At 62.4% G+C, this 20,121-nt stretch carries 15 protein-coding genes and 2 pseudogenes; 5 read left to right on the top strand and 12 right to left on the bottom strand.

Annotation, left to right across the window (positions count from 1 at the left end; translation table 11 throughout):
* Positions 1-34 precede the first annotated feature (34 nt).
* From NCT04_RS24785 to NCT04_RS24765, 5 genes are read right to left on the bottom strand one after another with little or no spacing between them, the layout of a single operon-like run.
* The gene (locus tag NCT04_RS24785; RefSeq protein ID WP_244830232.1) at positions 35-751 is read right to left on the bottom strand and encodes an ABC transporter ATP-binding protein; all 717 of its coding nucleotides are present in this window, start codon (positions 749-751) and stop codon (positions 35-37) included.
* The gene (locus NCT04_RS24780; RefSeq protein ID WP_244830231.1) at positions 748-1,473 is read right to left on the bottom strand and encodes an ATP-binding cassette domain-containing protein; all 726 of its coding nucleotides are present in this window, start codon (positions 1,471-1,473) and stop codon (positions 748-750) included. The genes NCT04_RS24785 and NCT04_RS24780 overlap by 4 nt, the downstream gene beginning before the upstream one ends.
* Positions 1,470-2,513, bottom strand: a complete 1,044-nt coding sequence (locus NCT04_RS24775) for a branched-chain amino acid ABC transporter permease (RefSeq protein ID WP_244830230.1) — start codon at positions 2,511-2,513, stop codon at positions 1,470-1,472. The genes NCT04_RS24780 and NCT04_RS24775 overlap by 4 nt, the downstream gene beginning before the upstream one ends.
* Positions 2,510-3,382 (bottom strand): branched-chain amino acid ABC transporter permease, encoded by an 873-nt coding sequence (locus NCT04_RS24770; protein ID WP_250468144.1) that lies wholly within the window; start codon positions 3,380-3,382, stop codon positions 2,510-2,512. Before NCT04_RS24770 ends, NCT04_RS24775 begins: the two co-directional genes overlap by 4 nt.
* Positions 3,383-3,396: 14 nt before the next feature.
* Positions 3,397-4,641 (bottom strand): urea ABC transporter substrate-binding protein, encoded by a 1,245-nt coding sequence (locus NCT04_RS24765; protein ID WP_250468143.1) that lies wholly within the window; start codon positions 4,639-4,641, stop codon positions 3,397-3,399.
* A 693-nt stretch (positions 4,642-5,334) separates the two neighbouring features.
* Here NCT04_RS24765 and NCT04_RS24760 point away from each other — a divergent pair.
* From NCT04_RS24760 to NCT04_RS24750, 3 genes are all read left to right on the top strand, one after another.
* Positions 5,335-7,767 (top strand): two-partner secretion domain-containing protein, encoded by a 2,433-nt coding sequence (locus tag NCT04_RS24760; RefSeq protein WP_250468142.1) that lies wholly within the window; start codon positions 5,335-5,337, stop codon positions 7,765-7,767.
* A gap of 328 nt (positions 7,768-8,095) precedes the next feature.
* Positions 8,096-9,952, top strand: a complete 1,857-nt coding sequence (locus NCT04_RS24755; RefSeq protein ID WP_250468141.1) for an AAA family ATPase — start codon at positions 8,096-8,098, stop codon at positions 9,950-9,952.
* Between the two features lie 149 nt (positions 9,953-10,101).
* Positions 10,102-11,274 (top strand): acyl-CoA dehydrogenase family protein, encoded by a 1,173-nt coding sequence (locus tag NCT04_RS24750; protein ID WP_250468140.1) that lies wholly within the window; start codon positions 10,102-10,104, stop codon positions 11,272-11,274.
* 75 nt (positions 11,275-11,349) lie between these two features.
* Here NCT04_RS24750 and NCT04_RS24745 read toward each other — a convergent pair whose 3' ends face one another.
* Positions 11,350-11,928: a DUF4865 family protein gene (locus NCT04_RS24745; RefSeq protein WP_250468139.1), complete on the bottom strand. Its 579-nt coding sequence runs from the start codon at positions 11,926-11,928 to the stop codon at positions 11,350-11,352.
* A gap of 117 nt (positions 11,929-12,045) precedes the next feature.
* On the opposite strand from NCT04_RS24745, the pseudogene NCT04_RS24740 reads away from it, so the two are divergent.
* Positions 12,046-12,912 (top strand): annotated as a pseudogene (locus tag NCT04_RS24740) (LysR family transcriptional regulator).
* Here the strand turns inward: NCT04_RS24740 and NCT04_RS24735 are convergent.
* Positions 12,907-13,485: a DUF1993 domain-containing protein gene (locus NCT04_RS24735; RefSeq protein WP_250468138.1), complete on the bottom strand. Its 579-nt coding sequence runs from the start codon at positions 13,483-13,485 to the stop codon at positions 12,907-12,909. The pseudogene NCT04_RS24740 and the gene NCT04_RS24735 sit on opposite strands and share 6 nt — an antisense overlap.
* Before the next feature lie 300 nt (positions 13,486-13,785).
* On the opposite strand from NCT04_RS24735, the gene NCT04_RS24730 reads away from it, so the two are divergent.
* On the top strand, positions 13,786-14,949 hold the full coding sequence (locus tag NCT04_RS24730) for a GNAT family N-acetyltransferase (RefSeq protein WP_244830221.1): 1,164 nt from the start codon (positions 13,786-13,788) through the stop codon (positions 14,947-14,949).
* Between the two features lie 15 nt (positions 14,950-14,964).
* On the opposite strand, the gene NCT04_RS24725 is transcribed toward NCT04_RS24730, so the two are convergent.
* From NCT04_RS24725 to sdhB, 5 genes and pseudogenes are all read right to left on the bottom strand, one after another.
* A complete protein-coding gene (locus NCT04_RS24725) occupies positions 14,965-15,363 on the bottom strand; it encodes a hypothetical protein (protein ID WP_250468137.1) in 399 nt (132 codons plus the stop codon).
* Positions 15,364-15,527: 164 nt separating this feature from the next.
* Positions 15,528-15,944 (bottom strand): rubredoxin, encoded by a 417-nt coding sequence (locus tag NCT04_RS34505; protein ID WP_284503456.1) that lies wholly within the window; start codon positions 15,942-15,944, stop codon positions 15,528-15,530.
* 192 nt (positions 15,945-16,136) lie between these two features.
* Positions 16,137-17,168 (bottom strand): porin, encoded by a 1,032-nt coding sequence (locus NCT04_RS24715; RefSeq protein ID WP_284509433.1) that lies wholly within the window; start codon positions 17,166-17,168, stop codon positions 16,137-16,139.
* 75 nt (positions 17,169-17,243) lie between these two features.
* Entirely contained in the window at positions 17,244-19,676 is a 2,433-nt protein-coding gene (locus NCT04_RS24710) for a glucose/quinate/shikimate family membrane-bound PQQ-dependent dehydrogenase (RefSeq protein ID WP_250468135.1), read from the bottom strand.
* Between the two features lie 361 nt (positions 19,677-20,037).
* Positions 20,038-20,121 (bottom strand): annotated as a pseudogene (gene sdhB / locus NCT04_RS24705) (succinate dehydrogenase iron-sulfur subunit); the annotation flags it as partial.

Raw genomic sequence — 20,121 nt, 5'->3', positions numbered from 1 at the left:
TCGCTTGCTTATGGATTGGCGGAAGGAAGGCGCGTCAGGCAATGCCCGCGAACTCGTCGAGCATGGCGGGATCGGTGACGATCTCGGGCGGAATCTCGCGCGTGACCGTGCCTTTCTGCAGGATCAGAATGCGCTCGGACAGCGACGCGATGAAGTTGAGGTTCTGTTCGACCAGCAGCACGGTCAGGCTGCGTGCTTCGGCCACGCTCTTCAACGTGTCGATGATTTCATCGATGATCGAAGGCTGAATGCCTTCGGTCGGCTCGTCGAGCAGGATGATCTTCGGGCCGCCGCACAGGCATCGCGCGAGCGCGAGCAATTGCTGTTCGCCGCCCGACAGCGCGCCGCCCGGCCGGTCGAGATAAGCCTTGAGCCGCGGAAAGAGCCCGAGAATGTCCTCGATGGTTTCGCCTTCCGCGCGCTTCGACAACAAGCATCCGACACGCAGGTTCTCCATCACCGAAAGCTGCGGGAAGATCTCGCGCCCTTGCGGCACATAGCCGATGCCCGCTTTCGCCCGCGCCGTCGCCGACAGATGCGTGATGTCCGCGCCGTTGAAGCGCACGTGTCCGGCCGTGGTCGGCAAATGGCCGGTGAGCGTGCGCAAAAGCGTGGTCTTGCCCATGCCGTTATGCCCGAGAATGCCGACGCGCTCGCCTTCCCTCACCGTGAAATTGACCTGATTCAGAATGGGAATGCGCCCGTAGCCCGAACAGAGTTGCGAGACTTCGAAGAGAATCGTGTCGCTCATGCCGCGCGCCTCCCGAGATAAACGTCCTTGACGCGCTGATCGGCGAGCACCGTATCCACGGAACCCTCCACCAACACCGCGCCTTGCGAGAACACCGTGACCGTGCGCGCGATCATGCGGATGAACTGCATGTCATGCTCCACCACCACGAGCGCCTGCGTGCGGTTGATTTCCTGAATCAGCTCCGCCGTGCGATGCACTTCGTCGTGGTTCATGCCGGCGGCGGGTTCGTCGAGCAGGATGAGTTCGGGTTGCTGCGCGAGGACCGTTGCAATCTCCACCCACTGACGCTGACCGTGCGCGAGCTGGCCCACGATACGGTCCGCAATGCTGTCGAGCTTGAGCCGCGTGAGGGTTTCATCGACGATGCGCCGCGCCTGCGCTATCGACTTCCTGCGTCCCGCGCCGATGAACACGTTCTCGCGCACCGAAAGCCCGTTGAAGACATTAGGCACCTGCGTCTTGATGCCCACGCCCAGCCGCGCGATCTGATGCGGATTGCTGCCGGTCACGTCGTTGTTACGAAAGTGGATGCTGCCTTCGGTCGGCTTGAGCTGCCCGGTGAGCATCTTGAAGAAGGTGCTCTTGCCGGCGCCGTTCGGTCCGATCAGGCAGCGCAGTTCGACTTCGCGCAAGGAGAAGTCCACCTCGCGCACGGCGGTCACGCCACCGAAACGCATGGTGACGCCCTTGGCCTGAAGAAGCGGAGGAAGCGCGTTCATGGGCGTGATTCCGGGTTGGCCGCCGCGTTGGGCGCCACGGCCTTGACTTCTTTCGATGAGCTGAACACGCGCAACATCGCCGAGCGCACGACCGGCACCACGCCCTGCGGCACGAGCAGCACGAAGGCCACGAGCACGATGCCGAGCCCGAGGCTCGGGTCGATTACATGCTGCGTGCCCGCCACGTTGATCAGATACTGGATCGCGACCGCGCCGAGAATCGGCCCGATGAGCGTGCCGAGCCCGCCGATCAGCACGGAGATAATGACCTGCGCGGACATCGTGAGCGCGAACACGGTCGGGCTGATGAAGCCGCCCCAGTTGGCGAAGAGACAGCCCGCAGCCCCCGCGATGCCCGCACCCGTCACGAACGCGAGCAGCTTGAAGACGCGCGGGTCGTAGCCGATCAGCATGGCGCGCGTTTCGTTCTCGCGGATCGCCACGACGACGCGGCCGAAGCGCGACGCGAGTATCCACTTGAGGAGCGCATACGCCACGATGAGCGTGCCCATTGCGACATACCAAACGCCGATCTGATCAAGCGGCTCGTCGGGCGCGCCGGGCGGCGCGAGCACGGGTATGGCGGGGATGCCGTTGAAGCCGCCGAGCACCGCTTCGCCGATGTGATACTGGCTGCCCGAAGTCGAGTTCATCAACTCGAACAGGATCACGGACACGGTGAGCGTGATCACGCCGATATACGCATCGCTGATACGCCCGAAGAACATGAAGTAGCCGAGCAAGGCCGCGAACAGCATGGGCGCGACGATCGCGAGCGCGGCGGAAACGGTGGTGTCGCCGAGATTGATGGCGGCAATGGCATAGGTATAGCCGCCGATGCCGAGGAACGCCGCCTGCCCGAACGAGAGGATGCCGGCGTAGCCCCACACGAAGCCCTGGCTCAAGCCGTAGACCGCCATGGCCGCGAAGAGCGTGGCCTGCATCACGCCGAACGCACTGATGGTTTTCGGCAACGCGAACATGACGACGAGCGCGACGATGATGACGGCGCCCGCGCCGCCCAGACGAAGCGATTTCATGAACTGCGCCTCAGGAATCGACCAGTGATGCCTTGCGGCAGGATGCGGATCAGGAGCACCGCGGAAGCAAGCAGCGCGATGTCGCCGATGACCGGCGTCGACAGAAACGACACGATCTCGTTGATGAAGCCGAAGAGACCCGCCGCGAGCCCGGTGCCCGCGATGATCGCCGGACCGCCGCCCAGCACGGTGATGAATGCCTTCGCGATATACGCGGCACCCATGCCCGGCGATACACCCGAGATCGGCGAGAGCACGCCGCCCGCGAGTCCCGCGAGCGCCGCGCCCAGCGAGAACGTCGCCATGTATACCGCCGACGGCCGCACGCCGAGCGACGCGGCCATCGCCGGGTTCTGCATGGTGGCGCGCAGGATCAGGCCGAAGCGCGTCTTGCGCAGGAGTAGCAGCATCGCGACCATCACGACCACGCAGACCCCTATCAGCACGAGGCTATAGGCGCTCACGTGATACTGCCCGATCGAGAAACTGCCCACGGGCATGGGCACCGACTTGATGACGTTGCCGAAGATCGACGTAATGAGCCCGATCAGCCCGAGACTGATACCCCAGGTCGCGAGCATGGTGTCCATCATCCGGCCATAGAGAAAGCGGATGATGACGCGCTCGAACAGCAGCCCGAACAGTCCGACCACGATGGGCGGCAGGATCAGCATCGAGATCCAGATGTTGATCCCGGCCGTGCTGGCCGTCACCGCCGTGTATGCGCCGAGCATCATGAACTCGCCGTGCGCGAGATTGATGATGCGCATCATGCCGTAGATGACGCCCAGCCCGATCGTGATCAACGCGAGCGTGGCGATGCCCGTCAGCACGTTGAAGGCGAGCAATCCCACGAGATCCGTTGCCATCGCTTAGACTCCGCTCAGACTTGCGGCGTGAACTGCTTGTTGGTGCGCGGCGACTTGATGAGGTCGCACGCACCGCCGGTATCGGACGGGAACTGGTCGTTGAAAGTCTGCAGGATCTCCCACTTCTGGTTCTTCGGACGCGCGAGATAAGCGTTGCGAATGGTGTGATGCGTGGCCGGGTCCATCTTGACCTTGCCCGAAGGCCCGTCGATGGTGATGCCCGTTTCGAGCGCCGCCACGACCTTCGCCTGCTCCACGGAACCGGCCTTCTTCACCGCTTCCGCCCAAAGCATGATGCCCTCGTACGTCGCGGTATCGAGTTCGCCGAGGTCGGTCAGACTCGGGCCGTATTTCGCCTGCATGCCTTTGACGAAGGCATCGGCGGCGGGCGTGCCGAGGTTGTTGTAGAACCCGAAGCAGGTGATGATGCCGTCGGTCGTCGCGGCATCCATGGTGGTGAGTTCGTCGCCGAGACCGAACACGGTCGCGCCGATCGGAATCTTCGACTTCATGCCGGCCGCCGCCCATTGCCGATAGAAGCCGACGTGATTCGCGCCGACGAGCGCCGAGAGCACCATGTCGGGCTTGGCTTCCTGAATGCGGCTGATCGTCGATGAAAAATTGGTGACATCGAGCGGAAAGAAGTCCGTAGCGACCACCGAGCCGCCCGCGGCCTTCACGAACTTGGTCATCCAGCTTGCGGTGATATGACCGTAGTTGTAGTCGGCGGCGATGATATAGACCTTCTTGCCCCAGTTCTTCATCGCGTAGTCGACGATATGATTCACCGTCTGCGCGGGCGTCGTGCCGGTACAGAACACGTTGCGGTCGCACACGCCGCCTTCGTACTGCGTGTTGTAGAAATAAAGCGTTTTGCTGCGATCGAAGATCGGCCGGATGGCTTCGCGCGACGCCGAGGTAATCCCGCCCTGAATCACGTCCACCTTGTCTTGCAAGACGAGTTGCTGCGCGTACTGCGTGTAAAGCTGGATGCTGCTCTGTGTGTCGTAGGCAATCAGCTTGATGGGACGCCCAAGCAGGCCGCCCTTGTCGTTGATCTGATTGACGGCGAATTCGGTTGCCTGAATCATGCGACGGCCTTCGAGGCCGAGCGCACCGGTTCCGTCGAGCAGGCTGCCGAGCTTGATCGGTTCGGCCGCCTGTGCGCTACGGGTCACGTAAGGCCCGACCAGCGCGCCGACGGCTGTCGCCGCACCGAACTTCAACGCTTTACGACGTGATCCGGATTCCATTGTCATCTGTCCGCTCCGCATGCGAGATGTGTGTGATCTGCCCGGTTCAAGTGTACGAAGCCAAAATAAAGCAAACTATTTGTCAATAAAAACCACAGAACGGGCAAATCGGGCATCGACTTGGTATGAGGAATCGACGTCATTCGACGCGACGGCCGCAATTCGGCTCATCGGTTCGCAAGAGGCCGAGCCCTCGTAGGCCCTGCGCGCGGTGAGTCCGCCCCTCAGAGCGCGAACGCGGCTTGCGTTCGAAATCGACGATGTCCGCATCGCGACGCGTGGTTGGAGCGAAGGCGGCTCGGAGCGACAGCGGCGTGTCGGCAATGCTGCGTTCAAGGCCAACACGACACGACATTCATCGAACATCGAGCCTCATGGCGGGTATCCGCCAAGTTGAATAATCTCGTGATCCAAACTATATTCAAAGGCAACATCTGCCACGCTCGACGAACGTTCGGGCATTCCGATCAGACCTGGAATACCTAGCATTCCGATGTATTCCCGATGCCTGCTTTCGACCCACTTCCCTGGTGCAGTTAATCGTCACGGCACGGTCACGATTCATGCCGGCGACCGCCTCGCCCGCTGACGCGGCGAACGAACCGCGCCCGTCGTCTTTCATAGGGAACCGGTTGTCGAAGTAATAACGGCGAAACGTCGTTCGTCGTGAAGATGCGCCACATGTGGAAAGGAACGTCCATGATTACGCCTTTGCTGCAATGCCTCCGTGCTTCTTCGAGACTCGTGCCGCTTGTGCTCGGTGTATCGGTCGCTGCGACGATCGTCGGTCAAACGGCGATGGCGGCCGGTGTTCTGCCGCAGGGAGGCCACTATGCGGCGGGCGCGGGAAGCATCGCGGGGCAGAACGGTCAACTCGTCATCACGCAGCCAGGCTCGACGCGCGGCGTCATCGACTGGAAGAGCTTTTCCATCGGCACAAGCAATGCGGTCGTGTTCAACAACGGCACGGGCGCGACACTCAACCGCGTGACCGGCGGCTCGCCTTCGGAGATCCTCGGACGCCTGAGCGCCACGGGCAGCCTGTACGTGATCAATCCGCAGGGCATCGTCGTGGGGCCTTCGGGTGTCGTCACTACGGGCGGGCGCTTCGTCGCCTCGACGCTGGACGTCGCCAACGACGCTTTCATGAAAAACAGCGGCGCGCTCACGCTCGCGGGCAAGACCGATGGCTTCGTCATCAATCTCGGAAGCATTAGTTCGAGCGGCGGTGACGTGTTCCTGATCGCGCAACGCGCAGTGATCAATGCCGGCAGCGTGAAGGCGCCCAAAGGCACGGCGGAATTGGCTGTCGGCGAAAAGGTCTTGCTGCGGGACTCGAAGAGCAGCAAGCAGGTGTTCGTGCAGACGGGCAGCGACGGCGTGATCGCGAACAAGGGGCGCATCGACGCCGCGCAGATCGACCTGCAAGCCGCCGATGGCAACGTCTACGCGCTCGCGGGCGAAGGCACGCGCGTGCGTGCGACGGGCACGGCCACGCGCGATGGCCACGTCTGGCTGGTCGCAGGCGACGGCAAGGTCACGCAACGTGGGGCCGTCACGGCGAGGAACGCGGATGGCAGCGGCGGCACGGTCGATACGCAAGCGGCGCAACTCGCGTTCGGCGACAACGCCGAAGTGCACGCCGCGCAGTGGAACATCGCGACGCCATCGATCACGGTACGGTCAGCCACGGCGCACGCGCTGCAAGATAGCCTCGGCGCGGGAACCTCGGTTGCGCTGACCACGACGGGCGGACAGGGGACGAACGGTGACCTGGCCGTATCGGCGGATATGCGGTGGAAAGGCGCCGCCGATCTCACGCTCGCGGGGTATCGCAACGTCTCGATTGCGCCTCATACGACACTGCGCAACGCGGGCTCGGGCAGCGTCGTGCTGCGCGCGGATGCATCGGCTATCGATAACGGCGGCAGCGTGAAGAACGGCGGCACCATCGACTGGTCGAAAAGCACCGGGACCGTCAGCGCGTTCTACGACATGACCGGCAGCTTCACGCGAGGAACCATCCGCGCGAACGGGGCGTGGAAGGCGCCCGTCTACAGTGGGCTCGTCGGTCAGGTGACGGCATACAAGCTCGTCAATACGCCTGCCGATCTGGATAACGTCGTGCTCGATCTGGCCGGTAACTATGCGCTTGGGAAGGACATTGCGGCGAACCGTTCGGCCTTCGGCTACAGCACGCAGATCGGCAGCGTCGCGACGCCCTTCACCGGACAGTTCGACGGCATGGGTCGGACCGTCACGAACCTGAACAGCGTCGAGCGGGGCGAATGCTGCGGACCGGAAGGCTACGCCGCAAGCGGAATGTTCCGCGTGATAGGCCCAACGGGCGTCGTGCGCAACGTCAACGTGGATGGCAGCGCTGCGAGCAGTGGCGGTGGTTTCAACGGCGCGGTCGGCGTGCTCGCGGGCCTTAATCAGGGCACGATAGTGAACGCGCATTCTAGCGGCTACGCAAGCGGCACGCTGATCAGTTCGGGCGGTCTCGTGGGAGAGAATGCCGGACTTATCATACGTTCGTCGAGCAGCGCGAGCGCTCGTTCGGATGGGAATGCAGGCGGGCTCGTTGCGGTCAACGATATCACCGGTGTAATCAGTCAATCCTATGCGACGGGCGACGTGGAAGGTTACGCACATACGGATGGCTCCGGTGGACTGGTCGACGGAAACGCTGGAACGATTACGCAGTCGTACGCGACGGGCAGCGCCTCATTCAGCCCGAACTATTGCGGCTTCGGTGGAGGCACGCTCTGCGCAACGGCGCCGGGTGCGCTTGTGCGGATCAACACCGAAACAGGCAAGATTACGCAGTCGTTCGCAACAGGCATGCTAGTCGACGATCTGACGGTAACCGAAGGGCCACCGCCCGGCGGAATCGCCTTCGAGAACGATGGTGTGATCGGCAAGGACGTGTACTGGAACAAGCAGACGACAGGCGCGCCAGCGGGCGTCACCGTGGGCAATACCGTTCCCGCCTCGCAAGGACGCACCACGGCCCAGATGAGCCAAACAGCGAGTTTTGGTCCGACATATAACTTCGGCACGAACGGCGTCTGGGCGATGCCCGCGGGAGCGACGCATCCTGTGTTGCGGTGGCAGACCGAGCCGTTCTGAGTGGTCAGCGACTTAACGCCGTGACGTCACGACGCAAGCTGCCCGGCAGCCCGCAACTCCCCATTTTTACCGAAGCCGCCCTCGCGCTGTAGCTTCCCGCCTCAAGCCGCCACTAAAGATTGGCGCGCCCTCTGCCGTCATTAAATTTGAGTACGACACGCGTCACTCGAGCGCTCGCACAGTGCGTAACGCGCTCCATTGCAAGCGCCTCGTCAGATCGAATCACGACAGCTACAACGGCCGCCTCGCCGCGCCCCTCAGGACATGTTTAATGGATAGGCTCAGAAAACTGCTACGGTCGCGCATCGGCCGCTTCATCGCGTGTGGCATGACCGCAGCCGTGCTCGTGGCAGCCGTGAGCGTGCTGCTTTCGCGCGACGAACCGGCCGCTACGCAGACCACGCCGACGGTGGCAGGCGTCGCGAGTCAGATGCGCCGCGATGCGTCGCCGTGGACGCATCGGGAAAAAGACGTCTCGGAGATGATGCGCGATATCCGCGAACACGACGTCGCCGCGATCGGCGTCAGCCGCGACGCCATCCTCGTCTCGACGCTTCATGCCGACCAATACTTCGTCGCCGATCATAACGGCGCCTTCTCCAACGCCCTGCTGCTCGGCGACCTGAAATCAGGCAACGCGTCGCCCTACCAATTGGTCTGGCTCCCCGATGTCAACGTGCGCACGGGCATGGCGCGCTGGACCGACCGGTTCGACCTCGTGCGCGACGCCTTGAGCTTGCTCTTGCCGATGCTGATGATGGGCGGTCTGATCTGGTTCATGCGCCGCGAAATGCGAGGCGGCGCGCGTCTGCTCGCCAAATCGCCGACACTGCGTTTCGCCGACGTCATTGGCGCGGGTGAAGCCAAGGCGGCGCTCGCCGATGTGCAGGCGTGGCTCACCGACCCCGCGCAATTCACCGGCATGGGCGTGCGCGCGCCGTGCGGCGTCCTCATGACGGGCGGCCCCGGCGTCGGCAAGACGCGTCTCGCGCAAGCGCTCGCGGGCGAATGCGGCGCCAACTTCATCGCGATCACGGGCAGCTACTTCAGCGCGAAGTATTACGGCGTGGGTATCCAGAAGGTCAAGCATCTGTTCGAACTGGCGCGCAAGAACGCGCCGACGGTCATCTTCATCGACGAGGCGGACGGGCTCGGCAAGCGCACGGATAGCGGCGGCGGTCCGGTGGAAGCCGAAAGCAACCGCATCATCAATCAGTTGCTCGCGGAAATGGACGGCTTCGCTTCGAACGAAGGCGTGATCGTGGTCGCGGCGACCAATCATCCGGACAGTCTCGACGAAGCGTTGCGACGCCCGGGCCGCTTCGACCGGACCATTCAGGTGCGGCTGCCCGATCTCGCGGATCGCGCCGAGATCCTGCGTTTCTATGCGGCCAAGCTGAAGACGAAGCCAGACGATATCGACTTCGATCAGCTCGCGCGTCTGACTACCGGCGTGTCGCCGGCCACGCTGTCGATGATCGTCAATCAGGCGGGTCTCGTCGCGCGCAAGGCGGGCGAGCGCGAAGTCGGTGCAAAGCATTTCGTGGAAGCGGTGAAGATTGCGCGCATCGGCGACATCAACGGTGCGGAGCGTGCGTTGTCGGAGAGCGAGCGCAAGCGTATCGCGGTTCACGAAGCCGGACACGGTCTCGTCGCCGCGCTGCTCGGCACGGGCGTGCTGGAAGAAGTCACCATCCTGCCACGCGGCGGCGCGCTGGGCGTGGCGCTGATCACGAAGATGCAGGACAAGCACCTGTACCGCGAAACCGAACTGCGCAACGAGATTCAGGTGCTGCTCGGCGGGCGCAATGCTGAACTGCTGATGTTCCGCGAAGCATCGAGCGGCGCGGCGCACGATCTTCAGGAAGCATCGCGCATCGGTCTCGACATGGTGTCGAAGCAAGGCTTCAACGCGGACGGCGATCTCTTCAGTCTTGCGTCGCTGCCGCAGCAGTATGCGGGCTTGCAGCTCAAGAACGCGATCGAACACGCGAATCGGCTCCTGCACGATCTGAACGATGCCTGCTACGCGCTGCTGCGCGCGAACGAGCCCGTGCTGCGCGCGATTGCCGCGCAGTTGCTGGAGGATGAGACGGTGCCGGGTGATACGGTTTATCGGCTGATTCGCGAGCATGCGGCTGCCTTGGCCGAAGTCGATGAGGTGGTGGAGGCATTGGCTGCGTAGTGCGGCACCTGGCTCGCGCGAGAAGTCATCCGCAAGACAGGCTCTTATCAAGCGATAACTTGCCCGGCGCGCTATCGTGCGTTACCTTGCGAGGCGCCGGGATACCTCGTGTCCCCGCATATGGCGAAACGCTATCGGGAGACACCGGCATGACCCACATCGACAATGCCTTGAGCGCAACCCTCGAAGCCTTGCTGCGCGAATGGGCGCAAACCGCCGCCGCACGCGACAAGGCCGGCGGCACCGCTTTGCACGAGCGCCGTCTCCTGCGTGAAAGCGGCCTGCTGCGCTTGAGCGTGCCCGAACAATACGGCGGCGATGGCGCGAACTGGTCCACGACACTCGATGTCGTCCGACGCATGGCGCAAGTCGATAGCTCGCTCGCGCATCTCTTCGCGTTTCATCATCTACAACTCGCGACTATCCGCCTCTTCGGCCGCGACGCGCAGATTCGCCAGTGGCTCGGCCAAACCATCGAGGAAGGATGGTTCTGGGGCAACGCGCTCAACCCGCTGGATCAGGGCACACGCGCTGAAGCGGACGGCGCGAACGGCTATATCTTCGACGGCCGCAAGAGCTTTTGCTCCGGCGCCACCGACTCCGACCGGCTTCTCGCTTCCGCATTCAAGTCCGATGGACGTCTTCTGATCGGCGTGGTGCCTACTAAGCGCGCAGGCATCACCATCTTCGACGACTGGGACAACATGGGACAGCGCCAGACCGATAGCGGCACGGTGCGCTTCGATCAGGTGAAAGTCGCAGCCGACGAACTGCTCGACGATCCCGGCCCGCTCTCCAGCCCGTTCGCGTGCTTAAGGCCGCTGCTCGCGCAATCGATCCTGAGCCACATTTATCTCGGCATCGGCGAAGGCGCGCTGCAGGCGGCGCGCGAGTCGACGCTTGCGCAGACGCGTCCGTGGATCGCATCGCCGGCGGCGCGCCCGAGCGAAGACTCATACGTGCTCGCGCATTACGGCGACTTCTGGCTCGCGCTCGAAAGCGCGCGGCTCCTTGCCGAACGCGCCATGCATGAATTCGATACCGCATGGCAACGCGGCCTCGCGCTCACCGAAGACGAACGCGGCGACGTGGCCGTCGCGGTGGCGGCATCGCGTGTGGCGGCGGCGCGTGCGGGTCTCGATGTAGCGCATCGCATGTTCGACGTGACCGGCGCGCGATCGACCGCCGCCGCGTTACGACTCGACCGCTTCTGGCGCAACGTGCGCGTGCATACGCTGCACGATCCGATCGACTACAAGGTGCGCGAGCTTGGCGAGTGGGCGCTGAACGGACGCATGCCCACGCCATCGTTCTACTCATAGCCTGGCTTCCATCGATACAAACCGGCCCATGAACCGCGAAGATGAGCCACGGCCCATACGCCGGTTCGCGCATCATCAACGGCTCGCCGATTCCAGCTCGTGCAGCAACGGCGTCGCGAAATGCAGCACTTCGTAGGCGATCGCCTTGCCCGTTGCATCGGGCTCGCGTTCGCTCACCACTACGCGCGTCAACTTCCACTGCTGTGCGTCCACACCGACCGCCGCGCTGACCACATGCGACTCGGCGGCCGTCTGCCGGTTGCGCTCGATCTCCGCCTTGAACACCGTTTGCAAATCCATGTCCGGTGAGACAGCCAGTTCTTCCTTGTACACGAAGCGTGCGATGCGTGCCGGGCCTCTCACGGCATCGAGCGCGAAGCGCGTTTCGATTCGCGGCCGTCCGAAACTGTCCGTCACCGTCTTGAAGCGGCCATCGACGAGAAAGGATCCGAAGGCCTCGTCACGACGCCACAGATAAAGCGACGAATAAGTGTTTTCGAGCGCGCCATGACGGCCGCTCTCGCGCAGCAGGAACGCCTTGAAGTGCAGATCGGGCAAGTCGTCCCACAAGGGTCCGCGTTCTTTTGCGCGCGCGCGAATGATGCCGGTGTCGTAATCGGCCGGGAGACGATGAGCATATTGAGCGAGCAGCATGATCGATCCTTTCGAGAGTGAACGAGCGTGGAAGAAGCTTGCATTCAGAATACCCATCGCTCTATCATTTGAAAACGATATGAATCGATATTTCAATGATTCGAAAAACGAATGACCATGAAGACTCTCGACATCGAGGCCGTGCAGGCATTCGTGCTCACCGCGGACCTCAAAAGCTTCACCCGCGCGGCCGAGGCGATGGATTCCACGCAATCCGCCATCAGCCTGAAGATCAAGCGTCTGGAAGATAGCCTCGCGCGCCGGCTGCTGGAACGCACGCCACGGCTCGTACGTCTGTCGGCGGAAGGCAGCGCGTTTCTCGAACCGGCGCGTGCGCTGCTTGCCGCGCATCAGGGCGCGCTCGGTTCATTCGGCGCTGGTACTCGCCGCATGGCGATCGGCATCGGCCACCATATCGTCGGTACGGAACTGCCGCTTTTGCTGCGGCGCGTGAGCGAGGCGGAACCGGGCGTCGTGCTGCAGATGCGAATCGCGTCATCGCGCGACTTGCTCGAGGATTTCGACGCAGGCCTGCTTGATGCCGCCGTCGTTCTGCGCCACGACAGCCGGCGTCTGGACGGCGAGACCATTCATGAGGAAGCGTTCGGCTGGATGGCCGCGCCCGACTTTCAGCATTGCGATGGCGAGCCGCTGCGGCTTGCGACTTAGCCTCCGCCGTGCAGCGTGCGCAGCATGGCAATCGATGCACTCGATACAGCCGGCATCGCGTGGACGGAAGTGTTCGTGGGCGGCGGATTGGGCACGATAGGCGCGGCGGTATCGGCGGGACTGGCAGCTGCCGCGCTCGGACGACGCGTCACGCCGAAGGGAACGATCGATGTCGGATCGCGCTTCGAGTTGCCGCCGCTGCCCGCACGCGATGTCGTCATGTACTCCAGTCTCACCGACCGGCAAGCGCGCGAAACGCTGCGCACGCTTGGCGCAGCAATTCGTTCGACGGCATATGGCAACCCTGCGTCATGAATTCGCGCCCGGTAGCGTTCCTGGCCTGATGTACGCGTGCATGTGCGCCACGTAATCGGGTTTGCCAAGCGGCACGCCATGATGACGAAGGATCGCGTAGGCCGTCATGATATGGAAATAGAACTGCGGCAGCGCCCAGTCGCGCGCGTATTGCTCGCCAGTCATATCGAAGACGACGCCGTTGGGAAGATCGAGCGCGATGGGCCGGCTGCCTACTTCATCGAATGCGTTCGGGGCGACGTTCGACAGAAAGCCGATGGCGTCCGCTATGCAGGCTTTTGCATCTGTGAAAGTGCCGGGTTGCTCGTTCGAATGAGCGCCTTCCGCGCGCAGCGCTATCAGCGCATCGGGCAGCGCCGCGCCAAGCAGACGATGCACCGGCTCCTGCGCCTGAAAGCAGGCGAAGCGCACCTGTGCCGCGAGCGGAAACATGTCGGGCGCGAGACGCAACGGCAGCAATGCATCGGCGGTCATGCCACGCGCTTTCTCATGCGCGTCGGCCTTGTCGAGCCAGGCGGCAAGTCCTTTCAGCATTTGCGTGAAAGTGGGGACAAGCAAGGTAGTCGGCTGCATGGTCGCTCCCGGAAGTAAGACGCTGCCATCATATACGCCTCGCACGTCAGGCTTCCGCCTTGCACATGCACGTTGCGGTGCGCAAACGCTTACATGCGATTCATCGTCGAGCGCTCGCATGTCGTGCGATACATGCGCCATCGCTTCGGCAAAGCATCGACAATCTGACGCCTAAATTACTCTAACCTTACGGTCTGCGCGACGGCGCGCAAATCATGAAAACCTATGAGCGATCCCGAACCTAAGTCGCTCTGAAGTCGTGGGATATTCAAGGATGGACAGTCAGTCAAGAGCGACCCGATGCGCGACTCCGAGATACGAATCGAACTCGTCTGCGACGAGCCTGGCTTGCGTGCGCTCAAGGACGAATGGGAGACGCTTTGGCTGAAAGCACAGGGCCGCTACTTCCAGCGTTTCGATGTGTGTCTGCTTGCGTGGCTCCACGTTGCCAAACCGCGACGCCGCAAGTTGCGCTGCATCGTCTTGCGCGAGAACGGCGAGCTTCGGCTGGTGTGGCCGCTCGTTGCTTATCGACGCGCACTGTGGACGTATCTGCTGCCCCTTAGCCCCGATGCCGGCGATTACACCAGCGTGCTCGTCGAGGACGGTCAGGACGCACGGGCGCTGATCGAGCGCGCATGGCGTATTGCGTGTGAACGCTTCAAGACGGATTTCATCCACCTGCCTTATATGAACGAAGGGTCGGAGTTGCATCGCATTGCGTCGGCGGAGCGGCATATTCTCGGCCGGTCGCGACATGAATCGTGGATAGCGAAATTGCGCGACGAAAGCGACTGGAAGACGTTCTCCGGTTCGCTCGGCACGATGTTCGGCAAGAAGCCCGGTCAGCTCGAACGTCGCTTGGCCAAGGAAGGCGCACTGAGTATTCGTATGGTCAATACATCGGATACCGAAGCAATCGCGCGCTACGTGCGCTGGATGCTCGAATCCAAGCGTGGCTGGAGCGACCGTGTCGGCAAGCGCGGAAAATGGCTGTTTTCGCCGTACTATGAACGCTTTCTCATCTCCACGCTCACCTACCGCGGCGAGACGTCCGACAAGGAACCGCCCGCGCGACTCATGATGGTGACACTCGACGACCAGCCAATGGCCGCGGTCATCATGAGTCACGGCAATCCGATGGCGAACGCCGTTATCGCGGGATTCAATGCGGAATACGGCCGGTTCGGACCGGGCTCCATTGCATGGGAACACAGCGTGAAGTGGGCCTTCGAGCAGCGCTATGACATCGACTTCGGCGTGGGTTCCGAGCGCTTCAAGACCTACTGGAGCCGCAACAACGGCAGCCATGCATGGACGATGCAGATTGCCAATACGACATGGGGATTGATCGGCTACCGTGTCGTGCGGACGTTGCGCGATCTCGTCAGCGCGGCGCGAGGGACATCGAAGGGAACGCCTGCGCCCGAGGGGGAAAGCGCTCCCGCGCGCGGCAAGGGATGAGTCGCGCCGCGCGCTTTATTCAAGCGCGGCGTCTTCCACGAGACGCGCCTTGAGCGCGCGAATGCGACGATCGACAAAATAACCGCCGCCTTCCGTATAACGCAAATAGAGCCTGCCGCACTTCGAGCATTCCCACACGTCGCAGCGGTTATACGGAAAGTAGCGCGGCGCGATAGGTGCCTCCGCCGACCAGTATTGCGAATTCCCCGGCGGATACTCCGCGTAAGTCGGCTCGGGATCATCCGGCGGCATGAGCGTGCCGACCTGAACGAGCGCCGCTTCGTCTAGCGATAAAGGCTGCGATTGCCAGCCATCGAGGGCCGTCTTCGTGCAGTCGCATACGACACCCCGCGCGCGATCTTCGGCGGCTTGCGCGAGTTCTGCGAGTGCTGCGGCGTTGAGCAATGGATGCATGGCGGTGAGGTCTCGATGCAATGCGCCGATTATCGCAGATACCTTCCACCGCGACAGACCACGGACAAGCGCCGATGCAAGGTCGCCCCCGACTCGGCAACTCGGCAACTCGGTAACTCGGCAACTCGGCAACTCGGTAACTCGATGAAACGAACGAAGGTCTTTCAGAACTCGACCAGCGCGAAGTCTTCCTTGCCGACATCGCACAGCGGGCAGCGCCAGTCGTCCGGAATGTCGCTCCAGCGCGTGCCGGCTGCAACGCCGTGTTCAGGATCACCCGTGGCTTCGTCGTAGATCCATCCGCAGATCACGCAGACCCATTGCTTGAATTCGGATTCGACGTGGGAGCGTGCCGCTGGCGGCTGCTCGTCCTTGAGCGTCTCGTCCTCTGCGCCACGGTCGAGCGTGACCACCAGCGGGTCTGCGCCCCGCTCGCGATCGGCGGCGAGGTACGCGTCGAGTTCGGCATGAAGACGTCGCGCTTCTTCCACGGTCAGATCGATCCAGTAGGGATCGCCAGCGCCGCTATTCAAACGAGCCGGAGCAAACTGCAATTCGAGTGCCGCGCCTTTTTTGTACATGGATTCTGTTCGACTTCTTATTTCGGATAGGTCAAATGATGCTGAATTTCGATGCCTGACTTGACATGCGCGCCCGCGATGAGGTTCGTCGGCAAGCCGACATCGGACGATCCGTTGCGCGTCGCGTTGCGCGGTTTGATCGGCACACTTCGATAAAGCCGCTTAGCGTCGCTTAAAGCCGCATGGTGCCGCTCAAAATCGCTCGATTGCGCCGATCTGCACGCCGCGAATCGGCGCACCCGGATACGCGGCCGGAAGCCCCGTCACATTCACACCGCGCAAGGTGAAGGTGGCATCGCCGCGATTACGCAGCATCGCGCCTGTCGCGTAGAACATCAATGTCTTCGAAAGATCGTATTCGCACGCAATGCTGAACTGGTCCGCGTTATTGTCGCCGCCCGATCGATCGCGCGCATAAGCATAACCAAGCGATGCGCGCAGAGCCGGCGAGAACGCGTAGCGCATCGAGACGGACATGCCGTCGTCGTGATAACGCGGCGATCCGCCATCGCCATTGAAGAAGTTGAGAAACGCCGTCGTCTTGCCGAAGCGATACGACACGCCACCCAGATTCGAACGTAGCCCCGTGCTGCCCTGCGTGTCCTGATGCGCGTAAGCAATACGGAACGGCCCGTTGCGATACGCGAAGGTTTCGTAATTGCCCGACAAGCCATTGCCCGCGCCGGCATCGCGCAAGGCGAACATGATGGTCGTCGTGAAGCCGTGAATGTCCGGCGACAGATACGTGATGCCGTTATCCGTATAAGGCGTGATCTTCGACAGGTTGTTGAGACCCGATGCGATCGTCCCGGCACCGAAGGCGTCGAGTTGTCCCTTGAACGGAATGTAGATTGGCGAATACTGACGCCCCATGCGCACTTCGCCCCACGGCGCGCCGACGCCGATCCATGCCTGACGATTGAACAAGGTGCCCGCGGTCGCAAGCGTCCCGTCAGCGGAACTGAAGCCGCTTTCGAGATCGAACAGGAGACGCGTGTCGCCAGTCAGTGGTTCGGCGCCCCGCATGCCGAAGCGCGAACCGCGATACGCGCCCGAATCCATGCGCGGCGTCCACCCTGAACCGGGATTCGTCACCTCGATGCTCGTGTCGATCGTTCCATACAAGGTCACGGCGCTCTGCGCATGAACCGCCGTAGCGCCCATGCCAAACGTGCTTAGCAGGGTCAGGGCCAGACAGCGGCCCGAAAGAGATGTAAGACGCATATTGTTGTTGTGCTGACGCGCCAGGCCGACAGGCTCGAAGAGAAGCCGTCACTTTAACCAAGCGACGGCGCGTACTCAATGATCCAGTGCATAGGCGATGACATAATCGCCCCGATCCGGCGACTGTCGCGCGCCGCCCGCCGAGATGAGCACGTACTGCTTGCCCGTTTTCGGCGATACATAGCTCATCGGTCCACCCTGACTTCCCACCGGCAGACGCGCTTTCCATACCTCCTTGCCGGTCGCGCTTTCGAAGGCACGCAGGTAGTAGTCTTGCGTCCCCGCGATGAACACGAGGCCGCCCTGCGTCGCCAGCGTGCCGCCGAGCGTCGGCATGCCAATGGGCATCTTCATCCCCATCTTGATACCGAAGGGACCCGTGTCCTGCACCGTGCCCACAGGCACTTGCCATACGATCTTCTGCGTCTTCAGATCGACCGCGGAAAGCGTGCCGAAAGGCGGCTTCTGACAAGGGATACCGAGCGGCGACATGAAGCGGTTTTTGTTGACGGCGTAAGGCGTGCCTTTCAGCGGCACCGCGCCCATGCCGGTGTTTACGGACTCGCCGCCGTTGCTGGCCTGCACGTTGTCGGTCTTCTGCGGAATCATCTGCACCCAGAGGCCGAGGCGCATGTCGTTCACGAAGATGTAATGACTATTCGGATCGGTCGAAAGGCTGCCCCAGTTCATGCCGCCGAGCGAGCCTGGAAAGCTCAGCGAGATGTCCGTGTCGGGCGGCGTGAAGAGACCGTCGTAACGCATCGACTTGAAGCTGATTCGGCAGATGAGTTGATCGAAAGGCGTGGCGCCCCACATGTCCGATTCCTTCAGCGTATCGGCGCCGATGAGCGGCATGCCGACCGAGTACGGCTGTGTATCGGGATACTGCTCGCCGGGAATGCTGCCCTTTTTGACGGGCTTTTCCTCGACGCGCGTGAGCGGCTGACCCGTAAGCCGATCGAGCACGAAGATCTGCCCGGACTTCGTGCCGAACACCACGGCGGGTTTGGTCGAACCATCCTTCTCGGGGAAGTCGATCAGGCTCGGCTGCATGGGAACGTCGAAGTCCCACAAATCGTTGTGGACCGTCTGGTAGACCCACTTCTCCTTGCCCGTCGTGGCATCGAGCGCGAGGATGGATGTGGCATAACGATGATTCAGAGCCGTGCGGTTCGCGCCCCAGAGATCCACCGAGGAGCTGCCCATCGGGATGAACACCGTGTTCATCGCGGGATCGTACGACATGGGCGCCCACGAGTTCGGCGTGCTCCGAGCAAAGGTCTGACCCGGCTCGAGTTGCGCGTTGGGATCGTCATGGCCCGGATCGAAGGCCCAGCGCATTTGCCCCGTGATGACATCGAAACCGCGCAGCACGCCACCGGGCATGTCGGTCTGCACGTTATCCGCTACTCGCCCGCCTACGACCACGGTCGTGCCTGCAAGCGTCGGCGCGGAAGTAAGCTGATACTTGGGGTCATCCGCCGCGCCAAGGCCTGCTTTCAGATTCACGAAACCATGGTCGCCGAAGCTTTCGCAGAGCGCGCCGTTATCGGCATCGATGGCAACGAGGCGCGCATCGATCGTGTTCATCAGAATGCGGCGCTGACACGCTTCGCCCGATGCAAGCGTCGGCGCGATCACGGGCGTCGAACCCGCGACCGAAGGCTGCGTAAGCGCTTGCGTGGCATCGAAGTATGCGAGGCCGCGACAACGGTTCCACACCTGTGCCTGCGCATTGATTTCGCGTTTCCAGATTTGCTTGCCGCTGTCGACATCGACAGCGATCACGTTGTTATGCGGCGTGCACATGAAGATGCGATCGCCCACTTGCAACGGCGTCTGCTGATCTTCCGCGCCGTTGCCACCGGGACTCACCGGCACGTCGCCCGTATGAAAAGTCCATGCAACGCGCAGGTCCTTGATGTTGTCGCGCGTGATCTGGTTCAGCGCCACGAAGCGGCTGCCACCCGGCGTATTGCCATAGTTGCTCCAATTCTTCTGCGCGTCGTTCTGTGCAAGCGGTGCGAGCGGCGCAGCCGTGCCTTCGAAGGCGACCGGGTCGTGCGGTTCGAACATCTGCACGAACGTGACGACCATGCCCAACGCAAACAGCGCGCTCAAACCGTATGCCCATTTCGACGCGGGCGTCACCCTCTCATGCTTGCGCAACGACGGCCACAGCAGCAACGTGAGCACCATGAAGCCCGTCGGCAACATGAGACGCGACACCAGCGGCCAGAAATCGAAGCCTGCGTCGATCAAGGCCCAGATCAGCGTGCCGACGAACGCCACGCCATACACGATGACCGCCGAAGACCGCGCGCGCATCAACTGCACCGCGGCCACGGCGATCACGATCCCGGCAATCACGAAGTACGGGCTGCCGTGCAGCAAGACGAGCTTCGCGCCGCCTGCAACGAAGAACAGACCCGTGGCCAGCATTGCGAGCCCCAACAACACACAACCGGTTCTCAGCGCGGCTGAAACACGGGTATTACTCGTAGACATCTATTTTCTCCAAGAAGCTCGGGCGCGGTCGGTCGCGAAGGATAGAGCCTTCGGTACGCTGGATGGGAACGCATCGGCGAAACACGCTTGCAGACGAAGCGTTGCTGCACGGCGCAGGGTTGCGCGCGGCACGGCCCTTCTCAACACCATGCGAGGAGCATGGCGATTAACGGTGCCGAGGACGGCACCTGTTCGATCTCGATATTCTAACCGGATAGTTAAAAATGTGCTTAGTTAGTCTTAGTGTCTGTCCGTTTTCGACGGGACGTTTGCGCGCTTGGGCTAGCTCTCAAACGACAACTGCCGAAGCTGGCTCACGCTCAGCTTCGGCAGTCGTTCAATGCTTGTTACGCCATTCGCGCTACACCGCGCGGCGCACCATCAATTCCTTGATCTTGCCGATCGCCTTGGTCGGGTTGAGCCCCTTCGGGCACACGTCGACGCA

It is taken from the genome of Caballeronia sp. GAFFF2 (assembly GCF_023631485.1).
Lineage (GTDB): Bacteria > Pseudomonadota > Gammaproteobacteria > Burkholderiales > Burkholderiaceae > Caballeronia.
The sequence above is the reverse complement of the archived record's forward strand: the minus strand, read 5'-3'. Positions and strand labels throughout refer to the sequence as shown.

Excerpts from the sequence above, each read along its gene's own strand:
- NCT04_RS24715 (WP_284509433.1), bottom strand. The coding sequence starts at position 17,168 with ATGCGTCTTACATCTCTTTCGGGCCGCTGTCTGGCCCTGACCCTGCTA.
- NCT04_RS24755 (WP_250468141.1), top strand. The coding sequence starts at position 8,096 with ATGACCGCAGCCGTGCTCGTGGCAGCCGTGAGCGTGCTGCTTTCGCGC.
- NCT04_RS24760 (WP_250468142.1), top strand. The coding sequence starts at position 5,335 with ATGATTACGCCTTTGCTGCAATGCCTCCGTGCTTCTTCGAGACTCGTG.
- NCT04_RS24745 (WP_250468139.1), bottom strand. The coding sequence starts at position 11,928 with ATGCTGCTCGCTCAATATGCTCATCGTCTCCCGGCCGATTACGACACC.
- NCT04_RS24780 (WP_244830231.1), bottom strand. The coding sequence starts at position 1,473 with ATGAACGCGCTTCCTCCGCTTCTTCAGGCCAAGGGCGTCACCATGCGT.
- NCT04_RS24775 (WP_244830230.1), bottom strand. The coding sequence starts at position 2,513 with ATGAAATCGCTTCGTCTGGGCGGCGCGGGCGCCGTCATCATCGTCGCG.
- NCT04_RS24710 (WP_250468135.1), bottom strand. The coding sequence starts at position 19,676 with ATGTCTACGAGTAATACCCGTGTTTCAGCCGCGCTGAGAACCGGTTGT.
- NCT04_RS24770 (WP_250468144.1), bottom strand. The coding sequence starts at position 3,382 with ATGGCAACGGATCTCGTGGGATTGCTCGCCTTCAACGTGCTGACGGGC.
- NCT04_RS24750 (WP_250468140.1), top strand. The coding sequence starts at position 10,102 with ATGACCCACATCGACAATGCCTTGAGCGCAACCCTCGAAGCCTTGCTG.
- NCT04_RS34505 (WP_284503456.1), bottom strand. The coding sequence starts at position 15,944 with ATGTACAAAAAAGGCGCGGCACTCGAATTGCAGTTTGCTCCGGCTCGT.
- NCT04_RS24725 (WP_250468137.1), bottom strand. The coding sequence starts at position 15,363 with ATGCATCCATTGCTCAACGCCGCAGCACTCGCAGAACTCGCGCAAGCC.
- NCT04_RS24785 (WP_244830232.1), bottom strand. The coding sequence starts at position 751 with ATGAGCGACACGATTCTCTTCGAAGTCTCGCAACTCTGTTCGGGCTAC.
- NCT04_RS24730 (WP_244830221.1), top strand. The coding sequence starts at position 13,786 with ATGCGCGACTCCGAGATACGAATCGAACTCGTCTGCGACGAGCCTGGC.
- NCT04_RS24735 (WP_250468138.1), bottom strand. The coding sequence starts at position 13,485 with ATGCAGCCGACTACCTTGCTTGTCCCCACTTTCACGCAAATGCTGAAA.
- NCT04_RS24765 (WP_250468143.1), bottom strand. The coding sequence starts at position 4,641 with ATGACAATGGAATCCGGATCACGTCGTAAAGCGTTGAAGTTCGGTGCG.